The 18,254-nt window shown below is 65.7% G+C and carries 17 protein-coding genes; 11 read left to right on the top strand and 6 right to left on the bottom strand.

Features of this window, described 5'->3' with window-relative positions; translation table 11 throughout:
* Positions 1-35: 35 nt before the first annotated feature.
* From J2X62_RS20165 to yaaA, 3 genes are all read right to left on the bottom strand, one after another.
* Positions 36-935, bottom strand: a complete 900-nt coding sequence (locus tag J2X62_RS20165; RefSeq protein WP_310182901.1) for a nuclear transport factor 2 family protein — start codon at positions 933-935, stop codon at positions 36-38.
* 64 nt (positions 936-999) lie between these two features.
* Positions 1,000-2,211, bottom strand: coding sequence for a DUF2786 domain-containing protein (locus J2X62_RS20160; protein WP_310182898.1), 1,212 nt, complete (start codon positions 2,209-2,211; stop codon positions 1,000-1,002).
* Positions 2,208-2,951, bottom strand: a complete 744-nt coding sequence (gene yaaA / locus J2X62_RS20155) for a peroxide stress protein YaaA (RefSeq protein WP_310182897.1) — start codon at positions 2,949-2,951, stop codon at positions 2,208-2,210. Before yaaA ends, J2X62_RS20160 begins: the two co-directional genes overlap by 4 nt.
* 70 nt (positions 2,952-3,021) lie before the next feature.
* Between yaaA and J2X62_RS20150 the strand changes: the two genes are divergently transcribed.
* Both J2X62_RS20150 and J2X62_RS20145 read left to right on the top strand, forming a co-directional pair.
* Positions 3,022-4,773 (top strand): proline--tRNA ligase, encoded by a 1,752-nt coding sequence (locus J2X62_RS20150; RefSeq protein ID WP_310182895.1) that lies wholly within the window; start codon positions 3,022-3,024, stop codon positions 4,771-4,773.
* Positions 4,774-4,865: 92 nt separating this feature from the next.
* Entirely contained in the window at positions 4,866-6,593 is a 1,728-nt protein-coding gene (locus J2X62_RS20145; RefSeq protein WP_310182893.1) for an acyl-CoA dehydrogenase family protein, read from the top strand.
* Between the two features lie 3 nt (positions 6,594-6,596).
* Here J2X62_RS20145 and J2X62_RS20140 read toward each other — a convergent pair whose 3' ends face one another.
* Positions 6,597-7,211 carry a TetR/AcrR family transcriptional regulator gene (locus tag J2X62_RS20140; protein ID WP_283313769.1) on the bottom strand — a complete coding sequence of 205 codons (615 nt, stop codon included), beginning with the start codon at positions 7,209-7,211 and terminating at the stop codon, positions 6,597-6,599.
* 83 nt (positions 7,212-7,294) lie between these two features.
* Here J2X62_RS20140 and J2X62_RS20135 point away from each other — a divergent pair, with 83 nt between their 5' ends.
* Entirely contained in the window at positions 7,295-8,752 is a 1,458-nt protein-coding gene (locus J2X62_RS20135) for an MFS transporter (protein WP_051365127.1), read from the top strand.
* Here J2X62_RS20135 and J2X62_RS20130 read toward each other — a convergent pair.
* Complete coding sequence (locus tag J2X62_RS20130) at positions 8,715-9,155, bottom strand: ferritin-like domain-containing protein (protein WP_027496742.1); 441 nt, start codon at positions 9,153-9,155, stop codon at positions 8,715-8,717. The two genes, J2X62_RS20135 and J2X62_RS20130, sit on opposite strands and share 38 nt — an antisense overlap.
* The gene (locus J2X62_RS20125; RefSeq protein WP_027496743.1) at positions 9,152-9,661 is read right to left on the bottom strand and encodes a hypothetical protein; all 510 of its coding nucleotides are present in this window, start codon (positions 9,659-9,661) and stop codon (positions 9,152-9,154) included. Before J2X62_RS20125 ends, J2X62_RS20130 begins: the two co-directional genes overlap by 4 nt.
* A 185-nt stretch (positions 9,662-9,846) precedes the next feature.
* Between J2X62_RS20125 and rimP the strand changes: the two genes are divergently transcribed.
* The 8 genes from rimP (at position 9,847) to J2X62_RS20085 (ending at position 18,248) form a co-directional block, all read left to right on the top strand.
* Positions 9,847-10,422 carry a ribosome maturation factor RimP gene (rimP, locus tag J2X62_RS20120; protein WP_032370966.1) on the top strand — a complete coding sequence of 192 codons (576 nt, stop codon included), beginning with the start codon at positions 9,847-9,849 and terminating at the stop codon, positions 10,420-10,422.
* Positions 10,419-11,426 carry a transcription termination factor NusA gene (gene nusA / locus J2X62_RS20115; protein ID WP_027496745.1) on the top strand — a complete coding sequence of 336 codons (1,008 nt, stop codon included), beginning with the start codon at positions 10,419-10,421 and terminating at the stop codon, positions 11,424-11,426. The genes rimP and nusA overlap by 4 nt, the downstream gene beginning before the upstream one ends.
* A gap of 96 nt (positions 11,427-11,522) precedes the next feature.
* On the top strand, positions 11,523-11,855 hold the full coding sequence (locus tag J2X62_RS20110) for a YlxR family protein (protein WP_052053323.1): 333 nt from the start codon (positions 11,523-11,525) through the stop codon (positions 11,853-11,855).
* Between the two features lie 97 nt (positions 11,856-11,952).
* Positions 11,953-14,886 (top strand): translation initiation factor IF-2, encoded by a 2,934-nt coding sequence (gene infB, locus J2X62_RS20105; protein WP_222057820.1) that lies wholly within the window; start codon positions 11,953-11,955, stop codon positions 14,884-14,886.
* Positions 14,887-15,043: 157 nt separating this feature from the next.
* Positions 15,044-15,334, top strand: a complete 291-nt coding sequence (locus tag J2X62_RS20100) for a DUF503 domain-containing protein (protein ID WP_027496748.1) — start codon at positions 15,044-15,046, stop codon at positions 15,332-15,334.
* 100 nt (positions 15,335-15,434) lie between these two features.
* Positions 15,435-15,923: a 30S ribosome-binding factor RbfA gene (rbfA, locus tag J2X62_RS20095; protein ID WP_310183089.1), complete on the top strand. Its 489-nt coding sequence runs from the start codon at positions 15,435-15,437 to the stop codon at positions 15,921-15,923.
* Position 15,924: 1 nt separating this feature from the next.
* Positions 15,925-16,923, top strand: a complete 999-nt coding sequence (locus tag J2X62_RS20090) for a bifunctional oligoribonuclease/PAP phosphatase NrnA (protein WP_032366435.1) — start codon at positions 15,925-15,927, stop codon at positions 16,921-16,923.
* The gene (locus J2X62_RS20085) at positions 16,920-18,248 is read left to right on the top strand and encodes an MATE family efflux transporter (protein WP_032383385.1); all 1,329 of its coding nucleotides are present in this window, start codon (positions 16,920-16,922) and stop codon (positions 18,246-18,248) included. The genes J2X62_RS20090 and J2X62_RS20085 overlap by 4 nt, the downstream gene beginning before the upstream one ends.
* The last annotated feature ends 6 nt before the right edge of the window (positions 18,249-18,254 follow it).

Genomic DNA, 18,254 nt, shown 5'->3' with positions numbered 1-18,254 from the left:
TTGCCTTGCGAGCGGTCATCGACCGACAGCGGTCGCTACTCCGGAACCACGTCCCAGTGCTCGACGATGGCGTCGTCGAACCGGAAGATATCTCCCGCGACGAAGGGGTCGGATTCTGCTGCGCCCGGCGCTTTCGCGAACGTCCACACCAGATCGCCGTCGGCCAGCGAGACGACCGATTCCGAGGCAGGGAATTGCGCGCCGCCGGCGAAGAACTGTTGCAGTGCCGCGGTGCCGTTACCCGCAATCGGATTGTGTTGCAGGTAGGACGGGGCGAAGTCGGTCCCGAGCACGGACGCGTCGTGTTCGCGGAAGAGCGCGTCGTAGGTAGCCGTCACCGACATGCGTCGGCGCTCTTCCTCGTCCTCGGTCGGCTCGGTGGGCGCGGTCGGGTAGCGGTAGAGGTCACTGAACATGGTGTTGCCGCTCATCGACGTGGTCGGCACGGATTGCGTCATGGCCCAGTGCTCGGTGACCTTGCCGCCGTCGAAGGCGAAGAGGTCGATGTTCGCTTCACCGGTGGTCTCGGATGCCGGATCAGCGGTGGCCTGCCAGTGCACTGCCACCCATCTGCCATCGGCCGCGACATGCTTGACGACGGCTCGTGCACCGGGAATCCGTGTCCGGGTGGCCTCGAATCGGGCGACGATCGCGTCGGGCCCCACCGCTGGTCCAGGTCGATCGACGGCGTTCTCCGCCACGACCGACGCGGCGGAGGCGGGTTCTTCGGCCGTGAATGCAGATTCGAAGAGCGTCAGCGCTGCTTCTTCGTTGCGTGATTCGGTGACGCTGTCGGAGCGGTCGTCGGGCGACTGCGCGGCGACGGAGACGTCGTTCGGCTCCGGCGTGGAGGGCGACGTACCGCACGCCGTGATGGCGGACAGTGCGACCAGAACGGGCACGGTGAGTCGAGCAGCTGCGCGTGTTCGGTTCATGTCTGCTCAACTGACTTGAAGCTACAACAGTTCCCGAATCGGACGACGAACCTCGTGGACTGTTTCAGCGGGACAGATCGGCTCGGTCGGCCGCGGCTCGTCCCGAGTCCCATCCTTCGGCATCGAGGCGCGGGCCGCGCATCGGCTTGGCGGTGGGAAAGAGGCGGTCGAACTCCGCTTCCACGGCAACGGTCTGTGCCGCGAGAATCGGCAGCAGGTCGCCCGATTCCTGTCTCGCCTCGTCGAGGGCATGCGCGTCGGCATCGGTGAGACGATCTCCGATGCGGATGGCGTATGCGTAGAGGAACGCCTTGCCGAATGCGGCCGAGCCGGCCTTCTTTCGCTTCTTGGCTTCCGGGGAGTGGCCGAGAGCTCGGGTTGCCTGCACCAGCAGTGAGGTGAAGACGAGCTCGGCCTGTTCCACGTCCACCGGCGCGCCCACCAGCGTCGCAACGGCGTACTCCGCGTCCCAGATCGTCTTGACCCGGTTGGCAGTACCGGCGACGTGCAAGAGCTGGGCTTTGGCGGGTGCGTGCGGACCGTCGATGTGCACCCGTCGACCGCGAACGTCGAGATGACCCTCGGCCAACAGCAGCGTGTCGATCGAGTATCGCGTCATCAACTCCTGCGCCTTGGCGGTCAGCGTCTCGGCCTCCTCCGCGAAATCGGTGGCATCGGCCTTGGCCAGCAGACCGCGAATCTTGGCCAGCATCTTGCTGTTCGGTGAATCCGAGCCGGTGGTCGTCGGCACCGACGAGCGTGTGCGGGGCCATTGCGAGGGCTTGGCACCCAGTTGCGGCCAACGGGGGAGGGTTTGCCACTGGCCGAGCAGAGTGAGCACGTCGAGCCACTGATCGCTGGCGGCGATGTAGTCGGACTTGCCGGACGCCACGAGGTACGCCGTGAGGAAGTCGGGAGTGGCGTCGACTCGGGCTGCGACCGTCGGGAACTGTTCGCAGATCGCCGACATCTGATCGACCCAATCGTGCGGGGCGCGGGAGTCCGCTTCGATGAGATCGGCATGGTGCAGCAGTGCCGCGGCAGCGAGATTCGCCACGGCCACCGTGTGCTGACGCCGGACCACATGCATCAGATCCAGTGGTTGCCAACCGTTCTCGTACAGCGTGCCGATCATGTTGGTCAGTGCCAGCGTGCCGAGTTCGTTCGCTTGCATCGAGACCAGACGGTCGGCGATGTCGTCGGCGATGCGTTGACTCTTGTTCTTGCCGACCGACGCCTCGGCTCCCTGTCTGAGCAGTTCCGGAACGGCGCTCATTCGGTGAGCACGATCAGTTCGGTGTCCGACGCCACTTCGACTCGAAGACCCGCCTTCGACGCCACGCGCGCAACAGCTTTCACATCTTTGGGCTCGGCCGTGGTCAGGGTCAGCGCGCGGGCGAGCAATCCCTTGTGATGCTTGTTGAAGTGGCTCACCACCGATCGGCTGCCGTCGGGCTTCTCGGTGAGCACCGTTGCCGTGATCGCACCGGGGATGGGCCCGAGCTGTTGATAGGTGCCGGACCGGAGGTCGACGACGATGCCCTCGTCCTCGGCGAGGATCGCGTCGGACAGTTCCGGCTTCCAATGTGATCGCAGTGTGCCGAAGTCGGGAATCGCCGATCCGCCCGAGAGCCGGTAGGCCGGAATCGGGTCGGACGCGCGGACGGCCCCGAACAGTGCCGACCCGATCCACAACCTGGCATCGGCACGGGCACGTCCGGCACGGGTGAAGGTAGACGCCCCCAGAGCGTCGTAGAGCACTCCGGTGTACCGGCGCAGGGCCGGAGTGGTGGGCGAGGTGAACAAACGAGCGTTGCGTTCGATCTCGTCCACCTGGGTCGGACCGAGACCGAGAGCGGTGATGGACGCGTCCAGGTCATCGGAGAGCCGAACCAGGGCGTCGGCAAGCGTTCGTCGGAGTGGAAGCAGGGACGGCAACGACAACCGGTCCAGATCGAGAGGTGCCCCGGAACCGCCGTCGGACTTCGTCTCGGAGGGAGGCAGCAGAATCAGCACGGGGGTCAAGGCTACTCACTTCGCGGCCGCCTACCCGCAGGCGCTGCACCACCGACTAGTCTGACAACCCGTGATCACCCGTCTTTCGCAGCTGTTCCTTCGTACCCTTCGCGACGACCCGGCCGACGCCGAGGTCGACAGCCACAAGCTGTTGGTTCGCGCCGGCTACGTTCGTCGTATCGCGCCGGGCGTCTATTCGTGGCTGCCGCTGGGTCTCCGGGTGCTGCGACAGGTCGAACGCGTCGTCCGCGAGGAAATGAACGCCATCGGGGCGCAGGAAATTTCGCTGCCCGCCCTGCTGCCGCGTGAGCCGTACGAGACGACGAACCGGTGGACCGAATACGGGGACGCACTGTTCCGGTTGCAGGACCGCAAGGGCAACGACATGCTGCTCGGTCCGACCCACGAAGAGTTGTTCGCGCTGACGGTCAAGGCCGAATACAACTCCTACAAGGACCTGCCGGTCACGCTGTACCAAATTCAGACCAAGTATCGCGACGAGGAGCGTCCTCGCGCCGGCATTCTGCGCGGACGCGAGTTCGTCATGAAGGATTCCTACTCCTTCGACATGGACGAGGACGGACTGAAGAGGTCCTACGCCGCACACCGCGACGCCTACCAGCGCATCTTCGCCAGGCTCGGGGTCAGCTACGTCATCGTCGCCGCGACGTCCGGCGCGATGGGCGGAAGTGCGTCCGAGGAATTCCTGGCCGAGAGCGACATCGGCGAAGACACCTACGTTCGGTGCATCGAATCGGGATACGCGGCCAACGTCGAGGCCGTCACGACCCCGGCACCCGACCCCATCGCCATCGAGGGGCAGCCTGCCGCGGTCGACTACGAGACGGGCAACACTCCCACCATCGCGACGCTGGTCGAGTGGGCGAACGGCGCGGATCTGGGTCGAACCGTCACCGGTGCCGACACGCTCAAGAACATCCTGCTCAAGGTGCGGTCCGCCGGTGGCGAGTGGGAGCTGCTGGCCATCGGCCTGCCCGGTGACCGTGAGGTGGACGAGAAGCGCCTCGAAGCATCGCTCGAGCCTGCCGAATTCGCCTTGCTGACCGACGCGGACTTTGCTGCTCATCCGTTTCTGATCAAGGGCTACATCGGGCCACGTGCGCTGCAGGCCAACGGAGTTCGCTACCTCGTCGACCCCCGGGTGGTGGCCGGTACATCGTGGATCACCGGTGCCGATGTGCAGGGCAAGCACGTGGTAAACCTCGTGGCCGGCCGCGACTTCGTTCCCGACGGCACCATCGAGGCCGCCGAGGTGCGTGACGGGGACATGTCACCCGACGGACAGGGGCCGCTGGTCAGTGCTCGCGGAATCGAGATCGGGCACATCTTCCAGTTGGGTTACAAGTACACCGATGCATTCTCGGTCGACGTACTCGGCGAGACCGGCAAGCCCGTGCGACTCGTACAGGGTTCCTACGGCGTCGGTGTCTCCCGTCTGGTGGCCGTCATCGCCGAGCAGATGCACGACGACAAGGGCCTTCGGTGGCCGTCGGAGGTAGCACCTGCCGACGTACATCTGGTGATCGCGAACAAGGACGAGGCCGCGCGAGCCGGTGCGGAATCCATTGCGACGCAACTCGACTCGCAGGGCATCGAGGTGCTCTTCGACGACCGCAAGGCCTCGCCCGGTGTGAAGTTCAAAGACTCCGAACTGATCGGTGTTCCGCTCGTCGTCGTTCTCGGCCGCGGTTGGGCCGATGGCAAGGTCGAAATCCGGGACCGATTCTCGGGTGAGAGCCGTGAACTCGACATCGATTCCGCGGTCGACGAGATCGTCGCCGCGGTGCGCACCACCGCGTAACAGTCCGTCCCCGATCTCTCCACGCTCGATCTCCCCACGCGCCGGTCTACTCGCTGGTAGCTTCGGTTCACACGACTAGGAGAGGTCACACCGTGGCTCAGTTTGCGCTGTTCGATCCGACAACTTTCGATCCCGCCGAGCTGGACGAGGAATCCCGTCGTCAGCTCCGCGCACTGATCGATTGGTTCGAGGATCGCGGTAAGGCCAGGCTGCTCGCCGACGATCTCGAGGGAGTCTGGCCCGCCGACTTCCTCGAGTTCGTTGCAGCCCAGAAACTGTTCGCCACGTTCTCGACGCCGGGCGAGTATGCGAACGGGTTGCCCAACGCACGTTGGGACGCTGCCCGCAACGCTGCTCTGAGCGAAATTCTCGGGTTCTACGGCCTGGCCTACTGGTACACCTGGCAGGTCACCGTGCTCGGCCTCGGCCCGATCTGGATGAGCGACAACGACGACGCCAAGCGCAGGGCGGCGCGAGAACTCGACCGCGGCGGCGTCATGGCATTCGGATTGTCCGAGCGCGCGCACGGTGCCGACGTCTACTCCACCGACATGCTGTTGACGCCCTCCGTCGACGGAGCCGACACCGTCGAATTCACGGCATCGGGGGAGAAGTACTACATCGGTAACGGCAACGTGGCGGGCATGGTGTCGGTATTCGGTAGACGCACCGACATCGACGGGCCGGAGTCGTACGTCTTCTTCGTCGCCGACAGCTCGCATCCCGCCTATCGGTTGCGTGAGAGCGTCGTTCACGGCCAGATGTACGTCAGTACCTTCTCGCTCGAGAAGTATCCCGTTCGCCGCGAGGACATTCTGCATACCGGACCCGACGCGTTCTCGGCTGCACTGAACACCGTCAACGTCGGCAAGTTCAACCTCTGCACCGGCTCGATCGGCATTTGCGAGCACGCGTTCTACGAGGCGATCACACACGCCAACAATCGGATTCTGTACGGCAATCGTGTCACCCAATTCCCCCATGTGCGCAGTGCGTTCGTCGATGCCTACTCGCGGCTGACCGCCATGAAGCTGTTCAGCGCGCGTGCGCTGGACTACTTCCGCGCTGCGGGTCCCGGCGACCGCCGCTACCTGTTGTTCAACCCCATGACCAAGGCCAAGGTGACATCCGAGGGCGAGACGGTGGTTCGCTTGCTACACGACGTCATCGCCGCCAAGGGGTACGAGAAGGACACCTACTTCCGTGAAGCCGCGCAACTGATCGGAACACTGCCGAAACTCGAGGGAACGGTGCATGTCAACGTCGCCCTGATGCTCAAGTTCATGCCGGCATACATGTTCTCGCCCACCGATCAGGCGGAGGTGACCAGGTTCACCGACGCCGTCGACGACGGGTTCTTCTTCGCCCAGGGCCCCGCTCGCGGCGCGAGTTCGGTTCGGTTCCACGATTGGAACCCGGTGTATCGCAAGCATTCCGGTGTTCCCAACGTGGGTCGTTTCTACGAGCAGGCACAGGCGTTCGCGTCGTTCCTTGCCGAGTGCGCCCCCGACGAGTCCCAGCAACAGGACCTCGACTTCCTGCTCGTGGTGGGACATCTGTTCTCCCTCGTCGTCTACGGCCACCTGATCCTCGAACAGGCCGACGAGATCTCCACCGACATGCTGGACCAGATCTTCGACTTCCAGATCAGGGACTTCTCCGGCTACGCCGTCGCCCTGTACGGAAAGCCGTCGTCGACCGATGCGCAGCAGAAATGGGCGCTGGACGCCGTACGCAAGCCGGTGGTGGACGCAACAAGATTCGAGACGGTCTGGAACGACGTCGTCACGTACGACGGTCGGTACGAGATGCGTCCCTAGGCTTCACAGCTGTCCGGAATCGGCTGGGACGAGCTTGGTTCCGAACGCGCACATCGTCATCTCGTGCAGCCCATCGCTGTCCTCCGGATGCTCCGGTGCCTGCATCGACAACAAGACGTTGAGCAGCATTCCGTGCGCGATGAACTGCCGAGCCTGATCTTCCGAACACCCGGTTCCGCTGCGGATCTGGTTGTAGATCGCGCCCATTCCTTCTCGTGCCTGGCGGCCGATCTCGGGTACCGACCCTGCACCGAACCCGTGCATCATGACCATCAAAAGGTCGCGGTCGGCCACCAGTTCGGCGTAGGCACTGCCCAGGTCGGCCCAGGTCTCGTCGTCCGACGGGTCCAGAGGCCCCGAAGTCAGCACAGCGTCGAATGCCGTCATGATGCCGTCGATGGAGCGTTGGAAGACCAGGCGAAACAATTCGACTTTGGTTCCGAACATGCGGACCACGTACGGCTGCGAGACGCCCGCTTCCTTGGCCACCGCATCGGTGCTCGTCCCGGCAAAGCCCCCGCGTGCGAACGCTCGTGTCGCGGCGTCGAGGACGAGTTCTCGACGGTCGGCCGCGTCCATTCGGGTTGCTCGGGGCTTGGGCGTGGGAGTGTCGGACATGTTGACAGGTTATCAGTCGATAACTTACGGTCGCATCATAAGTAATCATTCGATGCTTACAAACTCGAGACGGGACGTTCGCCATGACCGCAACAGCCTCTCCGCCTGCAGTGCACCCCGCCGCTCGGTCGATTCCCGTGTGGCTGGGAATCGTCGCCGCATCCCTGCCCATGTTCATGGCGACCCTCGACAATCTGGTGATGACCAGCGCGTTGCCGGTGGTCCAGCAGGACCTGAATGCGTCGGTCGGACAGCTGCAGTGGTTCCTCAACGCCTACACACTGAGCTTCGCGACATTCATGCTCACCGCAGCGACCTTGGGTGATCGCTGGGGCAGGCGCGCGGTGTTCCTCGGCGGGATAGCGCTGTTCACCGCGGCCTCCGTGGCCAGCGCGCTCGCCACGAGTCCGGCAATGCTCATCGCCGCGCGGGCGATACAGGGCCTCGGTGCCGCGGCGATCATGCCGCTGTCACTGACTCTGCTCGCAGCTGTCGTTCCGATTGCCAAGCGCGCCATGGCAATCGGAATCTGGGGCGGTGTCTCGGGCCTCGGTGTCGCACTCGGGCCTGTCGTCGGTGGTGCGGTCGTCGACGGTATTTCCTGGCAGGCGATCTTCTGGATCAACGTCCCGGTGGCGCTCGTCGCGGTACCGCTGGCGTACATCGCCCTGACCGAGTCGACCGGACGCAGGCAACCTCTCGATCTACTGGGTGTGGTGCTCGCGGGCGGCGGGGTGTTCTTGCTCGTGTGGGCGGTGGTCCACGGCAACGACGACGGATGGGCATCGACCACCGTGCTCGCGAGCTTCGTCGGCTCTGCGGTGCTTCTCCTCGCGTTCGTCTCCCGAGCATGGCGAACCCCGTTCTCGGTACTGCCGTTGACGCTCTTCCGATCACGCAGTTTCACGCTGGCGAACATCATCGGAATCACGTTCTCGCTCGGCATGTTCGGGGCCGTGTTCCTGCTTGCTCAGTACCTGCAGATAGTGATGCACTACAGCCCGTTCGAGGCGGGCCTTCGCACATTGCCCTGGACCGCCGCGCCTATGGTGGTCGCACCCATTGCGGGTCTCGTGGCCGATCGAGTCGGCCTGCGCGGCTTGTTGGTGTCCGGACTGGCGTTGCAGTCGCTGTCACTGGTGTGGATGGCACTGATCCTCGGACCCGACACCGCCTACCTGTCGATGGTGCCCGCGCTGTTGATGGCCGGAGTCGGCATGGGGTTGACCTTCGCGCCCTCGGCGACCGCAGTGTTGCGAGACATGGACGACGACGATCACGCCACGGCGAGCAGTGCGAACTCCACTGTGCGGGAGGTGGGAATTGCGCTCGGAATCGCCGTCCTGACGGCGGTGTTCATCGGAAACGGAGGATCACTCACCCCCGCTGGATACACCGACGCGTTGGCACCCGCTCTACTCGTAGGCGCAGGGGCGGTGGCGATCGGATTGGTTGCGGCACTGTTCATGCCGGGTCGTTCCGCCGGTCCGGCGGACGACGTGGTCACGGCTGACCGGGAAAAGCCGTCGACGACGGTGTGACGCCGAGGATCTGCTGCCATGTGGCCAGTCTGATCGCGGCCTCGGTCAGTGCCTGGACGCCCATCTCGCGAGTGCCGCCGGATCGACTGCGCTCGACGGCCGAGCGCCACGCCACGCTCGTGTCGATCTCTGCCTGAACAGCGAGCTGCACAGCCGAGATCGCATCGGTCACCGGAAACGGAGACGCGTATGCCGGATCGGGCAGGGGCGCTGTGACGCTGGCCGCGCGGAGTGCGTCGATGGTCGAGTCTCGACGCGCTCGGTGTGCCGCGGTGCACGCGGCCACCATGTCTGCTCGGGTCGGGTTGGAGAACGCCGCGACGATCCCGTACGCGAAGACGGCTGCGTACTCGGCGACGAGTGCATCGACGAGCCCCTGTTGTTCGGGTCCGAGATCGCTCATGCGAGTACCACCTGAGCGAACACCGTGCACGAGGCACTGATCGACCCGAGAAGGCCGGCGCGATAACCGCTTTCGTCGCGGGCGGCGGTCGCCGCACTGCGTGCCGAGGCGGTCAGCGCATCGCGCACCGCGCCGAGATCGGGTGGCGGCGCGGACTGGGCCGCGCTCGTGGTCGTCGTGGCAGTCGCCGACGAGGTGTCGGTGGTCGCTCCGGTAGCCCGGGCGATCTCGGTCTCGAGTGCATCCGCATGTTCGGTCCGCTGGGCCGCGACCACGCCGAGAGCTCCTGCGTAATCGGGAGCGACCGTTGCCGCCGAAGACGCAGCCGCGGCGTCGGAGCGAGCGGAGCGCAACTGTGCCGTCAGAGAATCGAGTGCGGGACCGGAGATTTCCTCCGCGCCGCAAGCCGTGACGGTCGACGCCGTGGCCGCTGTGAGTACGGCGGCACCGGCGAGCCGGAACAACCCACGTCTGTTCAACGAGAGAGGGGCGGTCGGCGTGGGCACCCCGATATCGTGCCAGACCCTCGACCGTGTCGGACCCTCGAGGCGACACGCGCCGTGCCCGTGTGTCGCCTCGGCCGTGCGTGGTCGCGAGCACCACCTGCGGGGCGGTAGTCTGTTGGTTCACCAAACGCGGTCCGGCGCACCTGTGCCGCATTGCCGACAACTACACACGAGGAGTTCGCGACATGCCTGTTCCGTCCCAGGAAAGGGTTGTCGAACTGCTCGGCGACCTGGTTCGAGATCGGGGCTACGACCTCGAGGACGTGAACGTGGTCGCTGCCGGTAAGCACAGTGCCGTGCGCATCATGGTCGACCGTGAAGACGGCGTCGACCTCGACGCGCTGCCGGAGTTGAGCCGGGTGATCTCCGATGTGTTCGACGGCGTGACCGATTTCGGCGAAGCGCCGTACACCCTCGAGGTCACCACTCCCGGAATCGATCGCCCGTTGACACAACCACGGCATTGGCGTCGCGCGCGTGGTCGCAAGGTGCGGATCGAACTCGCCGACGGCAAGGTCGAGGGCCGCGTCGGACTTCTCGACGGTGACTCGGTTGCCCTCGTGATCAAGGACAAGGGAGTTCTCTCGACACGATCGATCGCGCTGGCCGATGTTGTGAAAGCTGTTGTGCAGGTAGAATTTTCGCGGCCGACCGCAGAAGAGATGGATCTTGCGGGCGGCGTGGTGGGCGGTAGGCCGTCACCCGCGAACACCGACGAAATCGTGAATGTGGAAGCACCGGAAGAAGGGTCGGACAAGTGAATATCGATATTGCAGCTCTGCGCGCCATCGAGGCGGACAAGGGCGTTCCGATCGAGATGGTGATCTCGACGATCCAGACCGCGCTGTTGACCGCCTACCGGCACACCGAGGGGCACCAGTCCAACGCGCGAATCGACGTCGATCGCAAGACCGGTTCCGTCCGGGTGATGGCCAAGGAGTTCGACGCCGAGGGCAATCTGATCTCCGAGTGGGACGACACGCCGGAAGGCTTCGGCCGGATCGCTGCCACCACCGCTCGTCAGGTGATTCTGCAGCGTTTGCGCGATGCGGAGCACGAGCGCTCCTTCGGGGAGTACTCGACCCACGAGGGTGAAATCGTCAACGGCGTCATTCAGCGCGATACGCGCGCCAACGCCAAGGGCACCGTCATCGTCCGGATCGGCAGCGAGGCGAACGGGGCCGACGGCCTGCTTCCGCCCGCCGAGCAGGTTCCGGGGGAGACGTACGAGCACGGTGAGCGCATCAAGTGCTACGTCGTCGGAGTCGCGCGGGGCAACCGCGGCCCGCAGATCACGCTCTCGCGCACACACCCCAATCTGGTGCGCAAGTTGTTCGCGCTCGAGGTGCCCGAGATCGCCGACGGTTCGGTCGACATCGTGGCGGTAGCGCGTGAATCGGGGCACCGCTCGAAGATCGCGGTCGCGTCGACGGTCTCGGGCCTGAACGCCAAGGGTGCATGTATCGGGCCGATGGGGCAGCGCGTGCGGAATGTGATGAGCGAACTGGCCGGCGAGAAGATCGACATCATCGACTTCGACGAGGACCCGGCGACGTTCGTCGGGAATGCACTGTCGCCGTCGAAGGTTGTGTCTGTGACAGTGGTGGACGCAGCCGCTCGCGCGGCGCGCGTGGTGGTCCCGGAGTACCAGTTGTCGCTGGCGATCGGCAAGGAAGGGCAGAACGCTCGACTTGCCGCTCGATTGACCGGTTGGCGTATCGACATCCGCAGTGACGCGGCGGCACCCGAGACGACCAGCGCCTAGGGCCGGAATGCGGAGATCGAGGCAATACAGCGGTAGAGTGGTCGATGGTTCGGTAACGACCTCTCCGCTCGGAGACGTGAACGCGAGAATCCGGTTGTGACAAGCCGGCCGATTCGTACATGTGTCGGGTGCAGGGAGCGAGTGCCGGCCGCCGATCTGTTGAGGATCGTGGTTCGAGAAGCTGGTTCGTACGAATTCGCTCTCGTCCCCGACATCCGGCATTCGATGTCCGGTCGTGGTGCTTGGTTGCACTACAACCGAGAATGCCTGCACAATGCGGAACGTCGCCGAGTCTTCGGCCGAGCGTTTCGGATATCGGGAAATGTGGAATCGTCCGCAGTATCGGACGTGCTCGACGAGCACGAACGGCTGCACGGCGAGAACACGACAAGAGCAACACCCGTCGACAAGAACAGGCAACAGCACTGATGAGCACACCGTGAAGCACCAACGATGAACGTCCATCGGAGATAACCCGAGGTCGTGCGGGCACCAAGCCTCGCTCGGCCTCTCAGTGAGGAGAGCAGTGGCAGGCAAGGCCCGCGTGCACGAGTTGGCAAAAGAACTCGGTGTCACCAGTAAGGAACTACTCGCACGGCTCAAAGAGCAAGGCGAGTTCGTCAAGTCCGCATCATCCACAGTCGAAGCCCCCGTGGCTCGTCGACTTCGTGAATCCTTCCCGTCCGCAAACGCGGACGCGCCGGCGTCCGGTGCAGCAGCACCCAACGGTCGCGCAGCAGCAGATCGTGCGTCGGATTCCGCCGCGAAGCCCGGCGCAGCAAAGCCGAGTGGACCTCGTCCCGGACCCAAGCCGGCATCCCGCCCGGCCGAGCCCGAGGCCCCCGCTGCACCGGCACCCGCAGCGCAAGCTCCGGCAGCGCAGTCGCCCGCAGCGGTTGCTCCCGCTGCCCCGTCGGCACCGGCCGCTGCGCCCACGCCGGCACCGGCTGCGCCCACCCCTCGTCCGGCAGCACCCGCTGCTCCGGTCGAGCAGGCACCTGCCGCGTCGGCCGAGGCAACCGCGTCGGCTCCGGCCGCCCCCAAGCCCGCTGGTCCTGGCCCCAAGCCCGGCCCGAAGGCTCCGCGCGTCGGAAACAATCCGTACTCGTCGGCTCCGGTCGAACGACCGGCCCCGCGACCCGCTCCCGGTGCCGGTGCTCCGCGCCCCGGCGGCGGACGACCGGCTCCCGGACAGGGCGGACCCCGCCCGGCCGCACCGGCAGGCGGCGCTCGTCCGGCTCCCGGACAGGGCGGCCCCCGTCCCGCACCGGGTCAGGCCGGACCTCGGCCCAGCCCGGGCTCCATGCCTCCTCGCCCCAATCCGGGTGCGATGCCGACTCGTTCGGCACGTCCCGGCCCCGCAGCAGGACGTCCCGGTCGCCCCGGCGGCGCACCGGGTGGACGTCCGGGCGGCGGCGGTGGCGGTGGTTACCGCGGCGGTGGCGCTCCCGGCGCTCCCGGTGGTGCACCGGCAGGTGGCGCTCCCGCAGGTGGCTTCCGTGGCCGTCCCGGCGGCGGTGGCCGTCCCGGTCAGCGTGGCGCAGCAGCAGGTGCGTTCGGTCGGCCCGGCGGAGCAGTCCGCCGCGGTCGCAAGTCGAAGCGGGCGAAACGCGCCGAGTACGAGAGCATGCAGGCTCCCGCAGTCGGCGGCGTCAGGCTGCCCCGCGGCAACGGCGAGACCATTCGTCTCGCCCGCGGAGCATCGCTGTCGGACTTCGCAGACAAGATCGACGCCAACCCCGCTGCACTCGTGCAGGCACTGTTCAACCTCGGTGAGATGGTCACCGCGACGCAGTCGGTCAACGACGAGACGCTGGAGCTTCTCGGCGGCGAGATGAACTACGTCGTGCAGGTCGTCAGTCCCGAGGACGAGGATCGCGAACTGCTCGATTCGTTCGACCTCACCTACGGCGAAGATGCCGGCGGCGAGGAAGACCTCGAGCAGCGTCCCCCGGTGGTCACCGTCATGGGCCACGTCGATCACGGTAAGACTCGACTGCTCGACTCGATTCGTAACACCACGGTGCGCGAAGGCGAGGCCGGCGGCATCACGCAGCACATCGGTGCGTACCAGGTGTTGACCGAGCTCGAAGGCAACGAGCGTCTCGTGACCTTCATCGACACCCCCGGTCACGAGGCCTTCACGGCCATGCGTGCTCGTGGTGCCAAGGCCACCGACCTTGCGATCCTCGTGGTCGCGGCCGACGACGGTGTCATGCCGCAGACGGTCGAAGCCATCAACCACGCCCAGGCGGCCGACGTGCCGATCGTGGTCGCGGTCAACAAGATCGACAAGGAAGGCGCGAACCCGGACAAGATCCGGCAGCAGCTGACCGAATACGGTCTGGTCGCCGAGGAATACGGCGGCGAGACGATGTTCGTCGACATCTCCGCCAAGCAGGGCACCAACATCGATGCCCTCCTCGAAGCGGTGCTGCTGACGGCCGATGCGTCACTCGATCTGCGTGCCAACCCGGACATGGATGCCCAGGGTGTCGCCATCGAGGCACACCTCGACCGCGGTCGCGGTCCGGTGGCCACCGTGCTCATCGCCCGCGGAACGCTGCGCGTCGGTGACTCGATCGTCGCCGGCGATGCCTACGGCCGCGTGCGTCGCATGGTCGACGAGCACGGCGAGGACGTCACCGAAGCGATGCCGTCCCGGCCCGTTCAGGTCATCGGCTTCACGTCGGTGCCCGGTGCAGGCGACAACCTTCTGGTCGTCGACGAGGACCGGATCGCCCGTCAGATCGCCGATCGCCGTAATGCCCGTAAGCGCAATGCTCTGGCGGCCAAGAGTCGCAAGCGCATCAGCCTCGACGATCTCGATGCAGCTCTGAAGGAGACTTCGCAGCTCAACCTGATCCTCAAGGGTGACAACTCGGGAACCGTCGAGGCGCTCGAAGAGGCCTTGCTCGGTATCCAGATCGACGACGAAGTCGAGTTGCGCGTCATCGACCGCGGTGTCGGTGGCGTCACGGAAACCAACGTCAACCTGGCGTCGGCATCCAACGCGATCATCATCGGCTTCAACGTGCGGGCCGAGGGCAAGGCAACCGAACTCGCCAACCGCGAGGGCGTCGACATTCGGTACTACTCGGTGATCTACCAGGCCATCGACGAGATCGAGAAGGCCCTCAAGGGCATGCTCAAGCCGATCTACGAAGAGGTCGCTCTGGGCCAGGCCGAGATCCGCGCGCTGTTCCGTTCCTCGAAGGTCGGAAACATCGCCGGTTGCCTCGTCACCTCCGGTACGATCCGTCGCAACGCCAAGGCGCGCCTGCTCCGTGACAATGCGGTCGTGGCCGAGACCGTGACGATCTCCTCGCTTCGCCGGGAGAAGGACGACGCAGTCGAGGTTCGTGAGGGATACGAGTGTGGTTTGACGGTGACGTACTCCGACATCAAGGTGGGCGATGTCATCGAGGCGTACGAGCTCCGTGAAAAGCCGCGCGACTAGAACAGGTCCGGAGCTGAACAGCTCCGTTCCCGGTCGCGTCGGCTCGGTGGTGAAGCCAGGGGAGTGACACTGCACTCCGGGGACGAGCCGGTGGTGGTACGACATATGTACCGCCACCGGCTTTGTCGTCGGAGCTGATCGAAGGGGCGTCGTCAGCGTGTATCTGGGTGCTTTGGAGTTGGACGTGTTGTTGGGGGACGTGCGTTCGCTCGCCGAGAAACGGTCGATGGTGGAACCGGTTCTCGGCGATCTGCAGAGGCTGGGAGTGTCTGCCGCCGAAACCGGTGAGCGAGAACGTATTCGGCGTTCGATGTTGGGCGTGGCAGCGGCGGGCACGAACGTCGACCTGTTGCACGACAAGCTCGACGAGTGCGAGCGGCACGTCGCCGAGCGTCAGGATCTGGAACTGTTGGCAGTACGCCGAAGAATTTTCGGCCCCGAGGATTAGATCGGGGAGTTCGTCGAACGTGTTCGGCGAATGTTGGAGCGTAATCGCCGAGACGTCGCACTGCAGTGACGTCCGGCCATGAAAGAGGAGTGTGATTGTCGTGGTGGATCAGGCCAGGGCTCGTAAGTTGTCCAAGCGAATCGCCGCTATCGTTGCGACGGCGATCGACCACGAGATCAAAGATCCACGGTTGGCGTTCGTGACCATCACCGACACGAAGGTGACGGCCGACCTGCACGACGCCACGGTGTACTACACCGTGATGGGCGAGGATCTCGATACCCCGCCCGATCTGCAGGGAGCTGCGGCGGGTCTGGAGAAGGCCAAGGGCGTTCTCCGCTCGAAGGTCGGAGCCGGTACCGGTGTGCGGTTCACTCCGACGCTGACGTTCGTGACGGATACCGTCCCCGACACCGCCCGGCACATGGAAGAGCTGCTCGAACGCGCTCGCGCAGCCGACGAGGAGCTGGCTCGCGCCCGGGCGAACGCGAAGCCTGCCGGAGACCCGGACCCGTACAAGGCTCCCCGCGAGGAGTCCCCCGCGGATCGCGACGATGCAGAAGCCGTCGAGCCAGCCGAAGCCGACTGAGATGTCCGATGGCTCTGGTTCGGAGTTCGAGCTGGACGAGGATCTGGCGCGTGCGATCGAGATGCTCGAGCGCGCTTCCTCGGTGACCGTGCTCTGCCATGTCCAGCCGGATGCCGACACGATCGGCAGCGGATTGGCAATCGGTTCGGTACTCGAACGTCGCGGCGCGCAGGTGCAGGTGGCGTTCGCCGCGCCCGCGTTTCTGCCGCAATCGATGGAAGAGCTACCGAACCGGCATCTGCTGGTGGAGCCGGAGAAGGTGGCCGAATCGGTCGATCTGGTGGTCACCGTGGACGCCGGAAGCCGAGGTCGACTCGGTTCGCTCGGCGAGCGACTCGACTCCGCATCGGAGTCCCTGGTCATCGACCATCACCGGAGTAATACGCGGTTCGGAACACTGAACGTCGTCCACGCGTCCGCCGAGTCCACCACGGCCGTGATCGTCCGCCTGCTGGATCGGTGGGGTGTCGACATCGATGCGGACCTGGCGCATCTGCTGTTCGCGGGTCTGGTCACCGATACCGGGTCGTTCCGGTGGGTGCGGCCGGGTTCGCATCTGCTCGCGGAGAGGTTGCTCGCGACCGGCATCGACGGTGCACGTATCGCCCGTCGCCTCCTCGATACGCACCCCTTCGACTGGCTGCCGATGCTCGGGGCGGTACTGGGTTCGGCCGAGTTGCTGCCCGACGCGGCGGGCGGACGGGGGCTCGTGTACGCCGTCATCCGGAGCGAGGATTCGGCCGGTCTGAGGTCGGAGGAGATCGAGAGTGTCATCGACATCGTGCGGACCACCTCCGAGGCGGAGGTGGCCGCGGTGTTGAAGCAGCAGGATTTCGGGTCGGTCTGGGTGGTGTCGCTCAGATCCAAGACGCAGGTGGACGTATCTGCAGTGGCGACCGGGCTCGGCGGCGGTGGGCATCACAACGCCGCGGGCTACACCGCGACCGGTGAGCTCCCCGACGTGATCGATGCGCTCCGTGAGGCCTTGTCGGCGTCGTGAGTTCCACCCCTGTCACGGCTCGCAGAATTCTCGGGCTGTCGCTTCCATCGCTCGGAGTTCTGGCCGCCGAACCCCTCTACCTCCTCTTCGACGCGGCGGTCGTCGGCCGGCTCGGCGCGTTGGCTCTGGCCGGCCTGGCGATCGGGGGGCTCGTCCTCGCTCAGGTCAGCACGCAGCTGACCTTCCTGTCCTACGGAACCACTGCGCGTGCGGCGCGCATGCACGGTGCCGGTCGTGAGCGCGACGCCGTCGGGGAAGGGGTGCAGGCGACGTGGCTGGCGGTGGCGATCGGTCTCGCGATCGTCCTCGTGGTCCAGTTGTTCGCCGCCCCCGTCGTGTCGCTACTGGCCGGTGGCGGTGACATTGCCGCGGAGGCACTGCTGTGGCTGCGCGTGGCGCTGGTGGGGGTGCCGTTCATTCTGATATCGCTGGCCGGGAACGGCTGGATGCGCGGCGTGCAGAACACGACGACACCATTGCGGTTCGTCGTGCTCGGTTTCGGCGTGTCGGCGGTGCTGTGTCCACTCCTCGTCCACGGCCTGCTCGGATTTCCCCGGCTCGAATTGGTGGGCTCGGCCGTTGCGAACGTCATCGGCCAAGGCGTCGCAGGCGCTCTGTTCGTCGGTGCCCTCGGGCGGTCGGGTGTGCCGTTGCGCCCGCGCTGGTCGGTCATGCGGGCGCAGCTGGTACTCGGCCGCGATCTGATCGTGCGCAGTCTCGCGTTCCAGGCGTGCTTCCTGTCTGCCGCAGCGGTCGCGTCGCGATTCGGTGCCGCGTCGGTGGCGGCAAATCAGGTGGTGCTGCATCTGTGGAACCTGGTGTCGTTGATGCTCGACTCGTTGGCGATCGCTGCGCAGACACTCGTGGGAGCGGCCCTGGGTGCGGGCAGGACCGAGGATGCGCGTGCGCTCGCACGCCGGTTGACGGCATGGTCGACGGTCTTCGCGGTGATCCTGGCCGCGGTGTTCGCCGCCGGGCAGCCGGTCGTCCCGGGATTGTTCACCACCGACGTCTCGGTGATCGATCAGATGCAGGCGATCTGGTGGATCTTCGTGGCGATCATTCCGGTGGCCGGTGTGGTGTTCGCGTTGGACGGGGTGCTGTTGGGCAGCGGCGATGCCGCGTTCTTGCGTAACGCCACGATGGCGTGTGCGGTCGTCGGGTTCCTGCCGTTCATCTGGTCGGCCCTGGTGTTCGACTGGGGTGTCGTGGGCATCTGGCTGGGTCTGGGTGTCTTCGTCTGCCTGCGCATGGTCGCGGTCGCCGGTCGAGTGCTGTCGGGTAAATGGCTCGTGACCGGTAGCGATCGGCAACTGCGAGACTGATCGCGT

Origin of the sequence: Rhodococcus sp. 3258 (assembly GCF_031456475.1) — a bacterium.
Taxonomy (GTDB): Bacteria; Actinomycetota; Actinomycetes; order Mycobacteriales; family Mycobacteriaceae; genus Rhodococcoides; species Rhodococcoides fascians.
Note: the sequence above shows the minus strand (reverse complement) of the source record. Positions and strands in the feature narration are given on the sequence as shown.